This window comes from Paenibacillus sp. 7523-1 (assembly GCF_002276415.1).
Taxonomy (GTDB): Bacteria; Bacillota; Bacilli; order Paenibacillales; family Paenibacillaceae; genus Paenibacillus; species Paenibacillus illinoisensis_A.
On the sequence record NZ_NPBR01000005.1, the window covers coordinates 151,531 to 165,489 of the forward strand.

Annotated in this window: 10 protein-coding genes; 2 read left to right on the forward strand and 8 right to left on the reverse strand. The window is 45.7% G+C overall.

Translation table 11 applies throughout. The features are described 5' to 3' along the window. Positions 1-127: 127 nt before the first annotated feature. On the reverse strand, positions 128-745 hold the full coding sequence (locus tag CHH60_RS04170) for a CPBP family intramembrane glutamic endopeptidase (protein WP_095358059.1): 618 nt from the start codon (positions 743-745) through the stop codon (positions 128-130). Beyond that, a complete protein-coding gene (locus tag CHH60_RS04175) occupies positions 742-1,644 on the reverse strand; it encodes a LysR family transcriptional regulator (protein ID WP_095358060.1) in 903 nt (300 codons plus the stop codon). Before CHH60_RS04175 ends, CHH60_RS04170 begins: the two co-directional genes overlap by 4 nt. A gap of 174 nt (positions 1,645-1,818) precedes the next feature. Between CHH60_RS04175 and CHH60_RS04180 the strand changes: the two genes are divergently transcribed. Both CHH60_RS04180 and CHH60_RS04185 read left to right on the forward strand, forming a co-directional pair. After that, positions 1,819-2,784, forward strand: a complete 966-nt coding sequence (locus CHH60_RS04180; RefSeq protein WP_095358061.1) for a DMT family transporter — start codon at positions 1,819-1,821, stop codon at positions 2,782-2,784. 106 nt (positions 2,785-2,890) lie between these two features. Then, the gene (locus CHH60_RS04185) at positions 2,891-4,204 is read left to right on the forward strand and encodes an erythromycin esterase family protein (RefSeq protein WP_095358062.1); all 1,314 of its coding nucleotides are present in this window, start codon (positions 2,891-2,893) and stop codon (positions 4,202-4,204) included. Positions 4,205-4,303: 99 nt separating this feature from the next. Here the strand turns inward: CHH60_RS04185 and CHH60_RS04190 are convergent, their stop codons facing one another. The 6 genes from CHH60_RS04190 to CHH60_RS04215 form a co-directional block, all read right to left on the reverse strand. After that, entirely contained in the window at positions 4,304-6,430 is a 2,127-nt protein-coding gene (locus CHH60_RS04190) for a galactose-binding domain-containing protein (protein WP_095358063.1), read from the reverse strand. A 77-nt stretch (positions 6,431-6,507) separates the two neighbouring features. Beyond that, positions 6,508-9,564, reverse strand: a complete 3,057-nt coding sequence (locus CHH60_RS04195; RefSeq protein WP_095358064.1) for a glycosyl hydrolase — start codon at positions 9,562-9,564, stop codon at positions 6,508-6,510. 17 nt (positions 9,565-9,581) lie between these two features. Further along, positions 9,582-10,583: a glycoside hydrolase family 130 protein gene (locus CHH60_RS04200; RefSeq protein WP_095358065.1), complete on the reverse strand. Its 1,002-nt coding sequence runs from the start codon at positions 10,581-10,583 to the stop codon at positions 9,582-9,584. Positions 10,584-10,614: 31 nt separating this feature from the next. Then, positions 10,615-11,442 (reverse strand): carbohydrate ABC transporter permease, encoded by an 828-nt coding sequence (locus CHH60_RS04205; RefSeq protein WP_095358066.1) that lies wholly within the window; start codon positions 11,440-11,442, stop codon positions 10,615-10,617. A gap of 12 nt (positions 11,443-11,454) precedes the next feature. Then, the gene (locus tag CHH60_RS04210) at positions 11,455-12,357 is read right to left on the reverse strand and encodes a carbohydrate ABC transporter permease (protein WP_095358067.1); all 903 of its coding nucleotides are present in this window, start codon (positions 12,355-12,357) and stop codon (positions 11,455-11,457) included. Positions 12,358-12,432: 75 nt separating this feature from the next. Next, a complete protein-coding gene (locus CHH60_RS04215) occupies positions 12,433-13,803 on the reverse strand; it encodes an ABC transporter substrate-binding protein (RefSeq protein ID WP_095358068.1) in 1,371 nt (456 codons plus the stop codon). Positions 13,804-13,959 lie beyond the last annotated feature (156 nt).

Genomic DNA, 13,959 nt, shown 5'->3' on the forward strand with positions numbered 1-13,959 from the left:
TACCATCGTGTTAATTTATATGCAATAATTAAAAAAGGACCTGACTAAATGTCTGGTCCTTTTGTGGTATTTCGTTCAATTTATCCAGGTGTTATGGGTAATAATGATCAGCTCCCTTGCCCTTGTCTTACTTATCTTTTTTAAGAACGATGACTTTATACTTGAATAGCAGTGTCACACCCACATTCATCGCTACGTGAACAATTACAGGGACAATTAAATTATCAGTGGCCCCATACAATGAGCCGAATAGAAGGCTTGGTATCACAATATTGAGCAGCATGATAGGAGTTTTGAAATAGAAAAAGTGAAAAGCTACAAACAAGGCTGAAGAAGCAAGAATTGCGACCCACTTCTCATCCAATACGATATAAAATAAATTCTGGATGATCCCCCTAAACAGCAGCTCTTCAAAGAGACCTGCCAAACTCATAAAAATAAAAATGTAACATAGGGGCTGATTGGCATACTCCTTATTGGACTCCTGAATATACTTCTCAGGTACCAGATACGTCATCAAAACACCAAATAAGATCAGGCCAAGCGAGCATCCCAGGACAAGAAGGATCATAAGCAAAGGTTTCTCAAAAGCTAACAGACGCTGCATGGATACCATATCCATCTGAACGAATACGAATAGTGCCGCAGAGCATATAAACAACAAGGATACATAACCTATAGCTACATCTTTCAGTCGAGGTACTGCTGGTTTACTATGTACTTGTAATTGTTCCGGCTTCTTCATTTCCTTCCCCACTCTGACCCTTTTACATTTGACCCATTTGTCTTGCGATCTGCGGATAACATTAATTCGTCTATGAATGAACGAAGTGTACTGGTTAGGAAGGAATCTTTCCGGTGAATGAATACAGTTGAGACCTCATTATACGTTTGAGAAACAGGATATGCGTGCACTTTGCCTTCATCAATCAGGTGACTTACAGAAGATTTGGGAGCAATTGTGATCCCGATCCCTGCGGTAACACTTCCGATTATCGTTTCAAATGTGCCAAACTGCATTATCTTTCTAGGAACAATGCCTTCTTCCCTTAACCAGCCTTCTAACCTCTCACGATAGCTGCACCCTTTGTTAAATAACAATAGCGGTGTGTTCGTGACATCTTCAATTGTAAATGAACTGCTCTTGGTAACAAGAATGAGTTCCTCCCGAAAAATCTCACTCGCCTCAATCAAAGGATGATTGATCGGTCCGGTAACAAAAGCCCCATCCAATTTAAAATTCATCACATCCTGAAGCAATTGTTCACTCACACCTACATTCAAGGAGAAATCCACATTGGGGTACTTCTCAACATAGTTGGATAGTATACCAGGCAAGCTGATCATCGTTTCTACGATTCCAATGTTAAGAATACCTGAAGGGGCATCCGCGCTCTGAAAAGTACGTTTCATCTCATCAAACTTGGCCAATATTTCTTCCGCGTATATCAGCAGCCGTTTACCTTCCGCGTTTAGAATCATTCCTCGTTTATGCCTGGTGAACAACATGGTCTTTAATTCTTTTTCAAGCTGTTTGATTCTTGCGGTTACATTGGACTGAACATAACTTAACTCAACAGCAGCCTGGCTCACGCTTCCCCGCTCCGCAACAGTTTTAAAAATCCTCAAGTCATTTAATTCCAATTTGCTCGTTCTCCCATGTATATGATCATGCAGTTAACCATCTATCTTATCTATCTCGTTCACCTATCATTTTAAATGATGATAAGTACGATTTTCAATCATTTTACTCTCCACTTTTTATATCATATGATTCAGTGGATTAAATTGGACACCAATGATGATGGAGTTGTCAAAATGAACAGAAAGAACGTTAGTCTGGGCACTGCTCTGTGCCTGATTGCCAGCATGTCTTGGGGTGCCATGTTCCCCGTAGCGCACAGCGCACTACAATTCATGGATCCACTGTATTTTTCGTTTTTCCGCTATTTCTTCGTGACGGTTGTACTTGTGATATTACTTGTCTTCAAGGAAGGAAAATCCGCATTCCGGTTGGAGGGAAAAGGAGGAAAACTCCTTTTTTATGGAACGATGGGCTTCACGCTGTATAACTTCATGATTTTTTCCGGACAGGACTTGATGGGCGATTCAGGTACAATTATTGCCTCTATTATGGAAGCACTTATGCCCATGATTACCATTGTCATCCTATGGTTCAGAACAAAAATCAAACCCGCACGATTCATGATGATCAGTATCCTGATTGCTCTAACAGGTGCTTTACTCGTCATTACCAATGGGAGTCTTACCTTTTTTGCAAAGGCCGCTGAACACCTTGTCCCTGTTCTCTTTATATTTATTGGAGCGGTAGGTTGGGTTCTGTATTCACTGGGAGGAAGTCAGTTCGGTGAATGGTCTGTTCTGCGATATTCTGCATTAACTTGCTTGCTGGGGACGATTGTTTCCTTCTTTATTGTTGCGTTAGGTTCCTTGTTCGGTTTACTGCAGACGCCTGATTGGCATACGCTGTCTTCTGTTAAGTATCAAATGACGTTCATGGTTATTTTTCCTGGTCTCATAGCTTTGCTGAGCTGGAATGCTGGAATCAAAATGCTCTCCACCGTAAACGGGATCCTATTTATGAGTGTGGTTCCGGTAACGACCTTTGTACTCATGGCCTTACAAGGCTACAAAATCAGTATGAATGAATTCTACGGTGCACTACTTGTTATTTTTGCCTTGATTCAGAACAATTACTATCAGCGAAAATCCTTAAGGAGCCTGGACCTAGCTGAAAATGGAACACTAAAGAAAGCCTTATAAAAGACAATATCAAACCTACCCTCCCCACCTAAGCGGCTTGATTCGGTTATTCAGTGAACAATTCGGAAATAATTCTCTCATACCGCTTATAGGAAGGAAGAACTTCATGAATTTTAACTCTCAATCAGAGAAAGACGCTTATTTAAAAGAACTGGGTGCCTTATTTATCCCTTTGGACGAGATGGAGAATCTGGACCGAATGGTTGATGCGATCGGGGATGCAGATATTGTGCTCCTGGGGGAATCAAGTCATGGGACAGCTGACTTCTATCGATACAGGGCTGAGCTTTCGAAAAAGCTGATTTCAAGCAAGGGATTTAACATTATCGGTGTTGAAGGGGATTGGCCCGCAGCTTATCGGTTGAATCGGTATATAAAAGGAGCACCGGGTGCCGATTCCTCGGCAGCAGACGCACTGGGTGATTTTACTCGCTGGCCGACCTGGATGTGGGCGAATACAGAAATTCGTGATTTTGCCGAGTGGCTAAAAAAATATAATGCAGCTGAAATCAGCGCTAGCAGTGAACGTTCTAAGGTCGGATTTTATGGGATCGATATGTACTCCTTATGGGAATCGATGGAGGCCATTATTGGGTATTTGGAGAAAACCAGGTCTCCTCAATTGGAACAGGCCCGCCGCACCTATGCCTGCTTCGATCCATACAACAAGGATCATCAAAGTTATGGTATTGCAGCAGGATTACTCTCCGAGAGCTGTGAGAATGAAGTGGTCGAGCTACTGAAGCAGATGCAGAAACAGCGTATGGTGCACCCTGGTAGTGAAGAAGAATTGAACGCAGAGGTTAACATGCTGGTAACTTCCAGCTCCGAAGCCTATTATCGAACGATGGTGCGTGGTGGCCCGGATTCCTGGAATGTACGTGACAGGCATATGGTGGAATCACTGAAGCGTATCATGTCCTATTACGGATCCTCTGCCAAAGCCATTGTCTGGGAGCATAATACACACATTGGAGATGCGCGAGCAACAGACATGCTGGAAGATGGCATGGTGAATGTTGGTCAGCTGCTGCGTGAGGATGCACAACATCGGGTGTTTGCCGTTGGCTTCGGAACCTATAAAGGAGAAGTCCTTGCGGGAAGAGCCTGGGGAGATCCTGTTGAGAAAATGGTCGTGCCACCCGGGCAGCCGGGAAGCTGGGAGGATTACATGCATCAGGCAGGAGGAGGCCGTAATGGCATGGTCATGCTCTCCGAAGCGTCCTCGTTACTGCATAAAGTCATTGGTCACCGCGCCATCGGTGTGGTATATGATCCGAAGCTTGAACGGTTTGGCAATTATGTACCTTCCAGCATGGCGGACCGTTATGATGCATTTGTCCATCTTGATCAGACAACTGCCCTTCAGCCACTCCCGATCCATAAACCAGTTGCAACGGAAGCACTTTTTTCATCGTAACTCTGCTTGGATAAAGATCACATCTCAAAATAATTTAAAAAGCGGCAGTCTCCGAATGCATCGATTCAAGGATATAGACTGCCGCAATGCTATTATATTCTACTCGGGACCGTAAACCTCAAACTCCCAGATCGAATATCCGTATATGGTTGCTCGAACCGTTCCATACATTCGAACATACCGTGCTTGAACTTCGTCAAAGGTTATGGTTTCTATACCACCCTGACCTGCTGTGGTACTGTATACATCCTGCCAATTCCCCTCATGACTCGGATCTTCGGTAACCTGTATTCGATAACTCTTGCCATAAGCAGTTTCCCAATACAACCTCACTTCATCTATCGTTTTACTCTCGCCTAAATCCACATATACCCAGCCCGGGTCCACTCCCCGTTTTGAACCAAAGCGCGTAGTGAAATTTCCATCATTTACGTATGGAGCGGTATCTTCAACTCCATCACGAGATGAAGCTACTGCGGGACGATGAAGCGCTAAGTTTGTTCTGGGAAGTGGTTCCTCATCTTGAACTGGCCTGATTGTAATATCATCGTAATGTTCCTTGCTCAAAAAGTTCATCTCGTGAAGTGTAGTGGCCGGCTGGCTTGCTCCAGGCATATATATATTTTCAAAGGTCACATCCGTGATCTTGGCACCTTCCATGCCTTTCATTTTCGCAAAACTTTCGCCAGCGTCACGTACCGTAATATCCTTAATCCTAATATCACTGATGGGCCCAACACCGTTATTGCCAGCATTCACCGTAAATAGGGTCATCCAGGCACTATTGTCTTCGTTCTTCCCGCTAATGTCTTCCACATCCATGGATTCAAACCGAACATCGCTCACCGCACCGGTGCCGTACTTGTGATGAATGGCGAACCCTACTGCTGCTTTATAAACAACGCCATTGCGAAATACGATATCGGACTGATTCTGCATAACGCCTTGACCAACCTTATATCCATAGCACAACGTCCAAGCAATCGTGTCCTCAAATAGCACATTGCGAACAGGCTCAGGATTACCCGGCCATGGCACTCTTCCGGAAGCGATATCCGTATCCGATTTCCATGATTTTGTGGAGAAAGGATCATCAAGTGAGATGCCAATGGCATTCTGTACAATGACATCTTGAGATTCACAAATATCGATACCATCGTTCTCCCCCATGCCCAAACTGTTAAAGAGCTTTAGATTTCGGAAGACAAGATCGTCTGAACGCACCGTAACCACAGCCCAGCCCGCTGATTCTCGGATGACAATGCCTTCCATCTCAAAGTGGGTCGTATCGATCGGAACAACCAGGTTATTAATCATTCCTTTTCCATTGGTACTTTTGTCATCATGCAGCGCTTGCCCGTTGCCGTCAATTGTACCTCGTCCATATATTCGAATGTTCTCGGATTGGAAAGCCGTGGAGATCCACCAGGTTGCGGGTCGTCCCATCGAATCCTTGAACCAGTGCTCCGTGTAATCTGTAGTTTTGCCCGTACCTACCAAGGTGGCTCCGGGTGCCATATAGATGGCTGTATTACTTTTTAAGACCAAGTTGCCAATAGAATAAGTTCCTGCAGGTACATAAACTATCCCTTGGGCTCCTCCGCCTTTTAAGGTCCCGTATTGGCTGGCATCTTCAATGGCCTGTTGAATGGCCTGGGTCCTTGCTGAAACTCCAGTGGATGACGAACCTGAGGATGCCACATGATACGGCGCGGCTCCGATATTAAAGATCCCCTCCCCACCTGAAGCAGGCACATCCGTTTCGAGTGGATCTGCAGCGATGACCATGCGGGTCTTGCGATTATTCATCATTACGATAAGGTATTCGTCAGATTGAGTCGTGAAAGTGATGGTTCTCCCCTCGATCTTGTCCGCTTGGATTCCGAGTTTCTTCGGACTTATCGAATACTCATGCACCTTGTCCGTGTTCAGGATCGTTAATTCGTAAGTGACGGGGCCATCTGACATCGAAAAATGCGCATAGTCATAATCGCTGAACCCCTTCACAACAGGAACAGGCACACCGTTTGCCTTAAGCGTGTAATTCACGGAACGTGCATACCGGACCGATGACTCGTAGGTTGTAATTGTCGCTGAACTCCCCTGAAGATGCTGTTCTTCACTCTCCAATGCGTTAACGTGAGAATTCGAATATGGTGTCAGCAGTAAAGCAAAAACTATAGTAAGCATAATGGTTGCACGAAAATGCGTTCTAACCCATGCCATTTCATATCGCCTCCAGTCATTTCATCACCTTAGAAAGCGCATACAATAATTCTTCAGCAAAATTATCCTTGTTCTAATCATTCAGGAATACGAACCAATCTGGGAGTGGCAGAGAGTCCAAAAGGTACAAACGCATAACGCTCCTGGTAAATAGAAGTATTCGGATCCAGATCCTTATCCGTCCATCCCGGCTTATCCTTAAAGCTGTCTGGGCCTACTTTAATTGGCTCCCCTTTTATATGATGATGTGGCCCGAGCAAGTTCCTGCAGCTTCCGGTCAATTCCAGCTCAATGTGATTTTCTCCTGGTCTAAGAAAATCCGTGATATTGGAGACATACGGCTCCCATAAGAAAAGACGAATCTCTACTCCGTTAATCCTTAACCTGGTGACTGTTGCATCTGGTTGTGAACCAAAATCCCAAAGCCAGGAATCTCCATCACCGAATTGTATTTGGATCGTCTGCGCAACTCTAATGCTTCCTGCGAAGAACGGTAAACCCTGACTTACCAAATCGTCTCCGAGCGAGCATATTTGCAGAGAATCGGCGAGTATAAATGGTCCCTCCGTACATCTCACTCCATGTTCATCACCCACATAACCAGCTTGGGAAATGACAGCAAAATCACCGATAATATATATGCTTTCAAGTTCCGTATCCAGTGTAAGCTTATTCGCTTCGGATTCGAATTGGTTTGCCCGAGCCATCGCTGCATACGTTTCAGGTGAATTCCAGAAGTACAGGCTGAACCTGATCTTGTTTCTTCCTTTGAATAGGCATCCCCCGATATTTATCTTTTGGAAAGAGATATCCCTCCACCAACCGCTGCTGATTGATTCAACATCTATTTCATTCACTACAATTTGCAGTTTTTCCGGTTTTTCCACGACTAAATACATCTCCTGCCCGTCAGCAGGTTCGAATGCAAGGTTAATGCTGAATTCCAACTCGATATGAACGGGGGAACCGATCTGCAGCAGCTTTTCCTGAATAAAAATAAGGGGCATTTCCGTTGACCATTCCCCATTTTTTACGCGATACCTGCAGGTATCCAGCGTGATGCTATTCACATCGATTTGCTCGATTTTCCACTGGTTATCCAGATGATAAATAGGACTATTGCTTAGGTCCGTTTGAAGCAGATTTATTGGATCGGAATGACTTTTCACATCATGGTGTGTAAGCAGGAACATATAGGACTGAGCCGGATACAGCGTCAATGCAACGCGCGTACCGCCATCGACCGTTCTTTGGTTCACTGATTTGAGGTCACCGCTTTCCAAATCAATAAGACAAAGCGTTCCCTTTTGATAAATGGTTAGTTCAATATCCGAATATGACTCGTCACCTGAATTTACCAAATAGTAAAGGTAAGCGTCGTCAAGCTTAAGTATCTGGACGTTAACCATATCGGATACAATAGGTTTTCCCAACCTGTCATGTACTGAGATCGACGGCGCAACCTGACCGGATATCATTTTGGCTATGGATAAACGGGTATGGGCGGGTTTTAGGGCAGCATGGATCAAACGATCGATCTCTTGATTCTGTTCTCCATCAATCAACCGTGGGTAGGGTTCAAGTGCAATTAACATCCCCCCCTGGAGGATAAATTGATGAAGCAAACCGACTGTCCTGCTGCTTAATGTGACGCATGGAGGTATGACTACAACCGAGTAGCCGGCTTCTCCTACAACGAACTGTCCGCCATCAACATTTCCATGGCGCTTCAACATCCCTTCACTTCCGTAATCATGTTCAATGAACGATTGACACAACCAGCGAGACAGCTGTGCAAACGATTGATGATACGGCTCTATCCCTGCTGAATCTGAACCCTGTTGTTCCACCCAAGCGGTGCCGATGGGATGCAGCAGCAATACCTCCGCTTGCCTGGAGCCTTCGACCAGAAGCATCGATAACCGGGCAAAGTAATCGTTAAAGCGATGATAGTGTTCCCACCAAGGCTGCTGATAGAAAAGAGAAGGCGGATAATCCCGCTTTCGCAGACCTCTTAGCGAATATGCCTGCAAGTGCTGGCACATGAGATTCATTCCATGAACAAATTGCCACTCGCCGATTCGTTTCAGATCCCGAAAGCTGATATTCCACCCCGTACAGCCGTAACTTTCAGTGATGGCCTGTTTTTGGCCGAGTTGACGTACAACAGAGCTGACCTGCTTGGGAACCAGCGGATCTTCGCCAACAGATCGGCCCAACCAGTCACACCCTGGAATATGCAGGTACTCATAAAAGCAAAGAGGGTCGCCTACCGAGGTAACTTGACTCATAAGCGTTTGTTCGTCTACGACATGACCGACAGACATCCACCCTCTCTCACCGCACCACGTACCCACCTGCTTGGCATAGGCTTCTGTGAACATAGTAGTAACGCAAGACCAATAATCATACCTCATTTTGCGGCAGTTATCCGTATCCAGAAACAGTCCTGGAAGAGCTTCAAGAATCGAATAACCGTAACGGCTCTCGAAGACATCCGCTAGCTCCAGTGACCACGGTAGATCACCTCGACCAAACTGCGGTTCATCCGTGAATATGCCTTTGATTGCAGAAGTGTATTTTGGCCCCAGCCTTAGCCAGTAAGCATCGTAAATCATCTCAATAAATGTGCTCACTACATGCTTGCTTAGCGTATCAATATAATACGGATTGACCTCGTAATACACGCGGAAGTCAGGTCTGCGTGGATCATCTTGTTTAAGGAGATGCAGCTGATCTTCAATCTGAATATAGCTGGCAATCGTCACTTTTTCTTCTTGATTAAAGGGTGCCCACTCGTATGAAAGTCGCTTTTGCTGATAGGAATGACCGAGGGCAGGCAGCTTTCCGTCTGCGTAACCGCTGGGCCAGCCATTTTCATCATACAGCCACACCTCCATCCCGAGTTCCTGGCATTTCTCGATACAGAATTGGTTTAAATCCATCCACTCCTCACTCATGTATGGTACCGTTAAGCCTCCTCGGGCGTGAATAAAAAAACCGCCAATGCCTGCCTCATGCATTTCTTCGATCTGCCTTAATAGCTCGTGCTTATTTAGATCGTCATTCCATGACCAGAATGGTTTTGTTCGATAACGAGCAGGCGGATCCTTTAGCAGGTTCCATACTGTCATAGTTTATCCACCTCGTTTTAATCGTTTAGGCATAGCTTGATCAGATCATCGATATGTGCCGTGGCCAAACATTCCACCGTATCCGCCGAGCCGTAATAGATTTTCACTTCACCATCAGATTCAAGGATCATCCCGCCAGGAAAGATTACGTTATTCCTGAACCCTCCCTCGATCTCGTAACTTACTTCTGGCGCTATTAAGGGTTCCTTGGCCCTGCCAATGATTTTCTTCGGATTATTCAGGTCAAGCAGCATCAAGCCAGCCGTATATCTCTTCTTCCAGGATGATTCCCATCCATTCTTCCCCCTTGCTGGATCAATATCTACGGCATGGAATGTGGTAAGCCACCCATGCTTTGTCTTGATTGGTGGAGCGGCAGGGCCGATCTTGTCATTGGCAAAAGTAACGTCTTCAACAGCCAGCAGTAAGTCGGAATTGCCCCAATATTTCAAATCCGGAGATTCGGATATCCACATATCAAACCGGTCCATTCCTCCTCGGCTGTACACGGTGAATGGCCGTTCAAGTCTCACGTAGTTTCCACCGATTTTCTCGGGAAATAATACCATGTTGCGCAAATCCGGCGTGGATAGACTCAAAATTTCAAAGTTCTCGAAGTCGTCCGTAACAGCAACTCCACCGCGAATACCATGCTTCGTATCCACGGCGAAACACATATAACAACGACCGTCTAGCACCGTAAGTCTAGGGTCATATGCCCGAATGATCTCTTGATCGTACAGCTTAAAACAAGGTTTAGGCCGTACTTCCCAATGGATACCGTCTGTACTGAAAGCGACTCCAAGGTCGGTGGTATGATGTGGTTCAAGTGTCATCTGTTCGGTGGAGCCGTAATCGTTCCGAAACACCATCACATACGTCCCGTTGAATTTGGTTACGCCTGCATTAAATACAAGAGCAGTCGGGTATGGAACCCGGGATGCATCCAGAATCGGATTTTCCGGATAACGTTTAATGACAGAACTTGAGGTCAAATCTCCGATATGAATTGAATTCATGGCATATGCCTCCTGGTTGGATCGATTCCTGCTAGCCCTTCAAGGAACCGGCGGTCATTTGCATAAAAGATTTGTTAGCAAAAATATAAGCGATTAGAATCGGCAGAATAGAGAGGCACGCCCCAGCCATCATGAAGTGTGTCTGTGAAGCGGCGGCGACCCCGTATTTCAGATTGGCCAAACCGACGGTCAACGTCTGCAATTCAGGTTTGCTAAGCGTAAATACAAACGGGAGCAGATACTCGTTCCACGCCCCTCGGAAGGCAAACAACGCGCAGACACCAAGCCCTGGCGTAAGCAAGGGAATGATGATTCTCCAAAATGTCCTTCCCGGTGAGCAGCCGTCGATTCGAGCCGCTTCGTCCAACTCCCTGGGGATCCCGTTCATAAAACTTAGCAGGATAAAAAAGGCTGAAGCATGGGCGCTGATCAGAATCAGAATGACTCCCCACAGTGAGTCATGTAGATGAAGCTTAACCATAAGGTCAAATTGAGGTCGAAGCACGACAGCTCCAATGGCCACAAACATCGTAAATGCCTGAAGGCTGACGTAGATCTTTTTACCGATAAAATCCATGCGGTTCACAACATACGCTGCCATGGAAGCCACGAGCAATGTCCCAAGCGTCGAGGCACTGGCAACGAAGAGGCTATTCAGCGTATAGGTTGAAAAATTCGCCTGTTTCCATGCTTCGAGATAGTTGGAAAACTGCCAATCAGCCGGCAGAAATGTGGCCCCGGCCGTCAGCTCAGCATTGGTTTTGAAAGAACCGAGAAAGGTGATTGCCACAGGGAACAGGGTCAGGAATGCAACGACAATCAGAAACGTCCATAGTGCGGTATTCCAGGCGATTTTCATGAACGTTCCTCCTTAATCGTTCTGACTCATTCTACGAGAGCCGTAGAAATAAAGTATTGTAATCACGCCGACAATCAAGGCGGTAACAAAGGCGGCGGCGCTCCCATACCCAAACTCCTGAATTTGCGTCGCCGCGGCCCCGCCAGCCGGTGGAAAAAATAATTTGTACACGTAGAGGAACATGACATTCGTTTTCCCGATCGGACCTCCATCGGTCATGACCATGATGCTTTCATAACCTTTGAGTGCATTAATGATGGCGAGCATGATAATCATCTGCATGACAGGACCGAGCATTGGAATAGTGATGTATCTGAACTGCTGGAATTTGTTAGCTCCATCCAGTGCAGAGCTCTCGTACACATCTTGGGGAATGTTTTGGAGACCCGCCAGAAATAAAAGCATGTAATTTCCAACCGCTCCCCATACCGCCACTAGAATAACGGTCAGCATTGCATAATCCACGCCGAGCCAGTCGATGGCATTTTGAATAAAAAGATACTTCATCAGAAATTGATTCAGAATGCCATTATACGAGTTGAAGATTGTAAAAAAGACAACTGCCATGACCGCCGTACTTATAATCGTCGGCATGAAGAAAATAGCTCTAAGCAGATTCTTTCCTTTAATATTCCAGTTCAGAATCACAGCCAGGATCAAGGCAAGCGGAATCGATAGCAGAAGTTTGCCTCCGGCATAAATAAACGTATTGGCAACGGACTCCCAAAACTGCTGATCTCCCATAATGCGTTTGAAGTTGGCCAAACCTACAAATCGCTCCGTGCCAAATCCTTTGTAGTCATAGAACATATATCTCAGCGCCCATGCCATCGGGTAAATGCCTAAAACCATGGTCAGAATAAAGCTAGGCAAAAGAAAACTGTATGAGAAGGCAGCATTCTTCGCTTTATTCATATCCTCTCAACTCCCTGTATTACTTTCACTTTTTTTAAAGGTAAGGATGGTATAAGCACCATCCCCGGTCTGCTTCTACTTCGCATATTGCCCCGCAAGATCAAGCGGATTAAAATCTGCTATTGGTTCCGCCTTCACATCCCCGCTTGCGATGGCAGCATCCAATGCGGCGTTATAACGAGTGTTCAAATCGCTAATGATGGAATCCAGATCGCCACCACTCAGCATATAACTGAAAAACGCATCATCCGACTTCATGCCTTGAACTGCTACAGACGGATATACTGGCCAGACACCGTCGTATTGGTTTGGAAGGAATCCGTCAATCCCTTTCACTTCCGGCTTGGCGGCGACCGCACTAACGGAAGGAACCATGGATATGCCAAATCCTTTTTCCTGGTACTGTTTCAGGATGGATTCGTCGTACATGTACGTGAGAAATTTCCATGCAGCTTCTTTATGTTCAGACTGAGAGCTAATGGCCAACCACTGCCCACCCAAGAAACCAGATGCGCCATTGAATTGTCCATTAATGGATGGTACTGGTGCTGCGGCCCAGTCAATCTTCGCCGGGAATTGCGATTGGTAAACTCCTGCCTCTGCGGAAAAGGATAAATACATGCCAATTTTACCTTCTGCGAATTGTGCGCGCAGTGGATCAATATCCAGCGACTCAACACCCGGCAGCATGCTGCCATCATCTTTGATTTTTTTGAAAGCCTCTATAATGGGCTTAAAACTACTAAAATCGTAGCGTGCGGTCTTAAAATCATATCCAAACCCTCCGTACCCGCTAACCTCTGCGATTACTCGCGCAGAGCGCCCAAATGCACTCGAAGGACTCTTGAAATTCTGAGCGAATCCATAGGCTCCGCTAGCCTTCCCCACTTCGGTTATTTTCTTAGCTGTTTCGACCAGCTCCTCCAAAGTGGTGGGTGGTTGCTTAATGCCTGCTTTGTCAAAAAGTTCTTTGTTATAGATCAATCGCATCGTCGTGCCATAGTTTGGCAGGCTATAGCGTTTACCTTCAAAACTGTTCAAGTCCTCCATGACCGGGAACTTTTCCTTCATCTCATCCGTCAAAAACTCATCAATGGGTGCAAGAAATCCTTTCTTATAGAATGTCTGGATGGTATTTTCCTTCACGCGGATAATATCCGGTGGCTCTGAGGTCTGATAGGACATATCCAGTGCCTGATCGAAATCGTCTCCCTTGATGACCAGCTCAACCTCAATGTTGTCCTTATTCGTTTGGTTGAATGTATTGATCGTTTCTTTGACATACTCGGAATCATGGCGATCTCCCGTCCAGTATGTGATTTTTGTCTTGGCATTCGCTTCTGTTCCCGATCCTTGTTCGGAAGGTTTGGGGCTGCTGCAAGCTGCCAAACTCCCTGTAAGCACCAAAAACATCGCCGAGATGAGAATTTTTTTGCTTATTTTCATTTACCTAGCCTCCTCATCATATCTGCAATCTCGTTCTTTCTCCTTTAGTATAGGGGGTGCTCTTCACTTACATAATGCGGGTAACCACACATCAAGGGCAGGTTTCTTCATCAATGTGCCATCATTCAATAAAACAAGCCCTGCATCCAAATATCC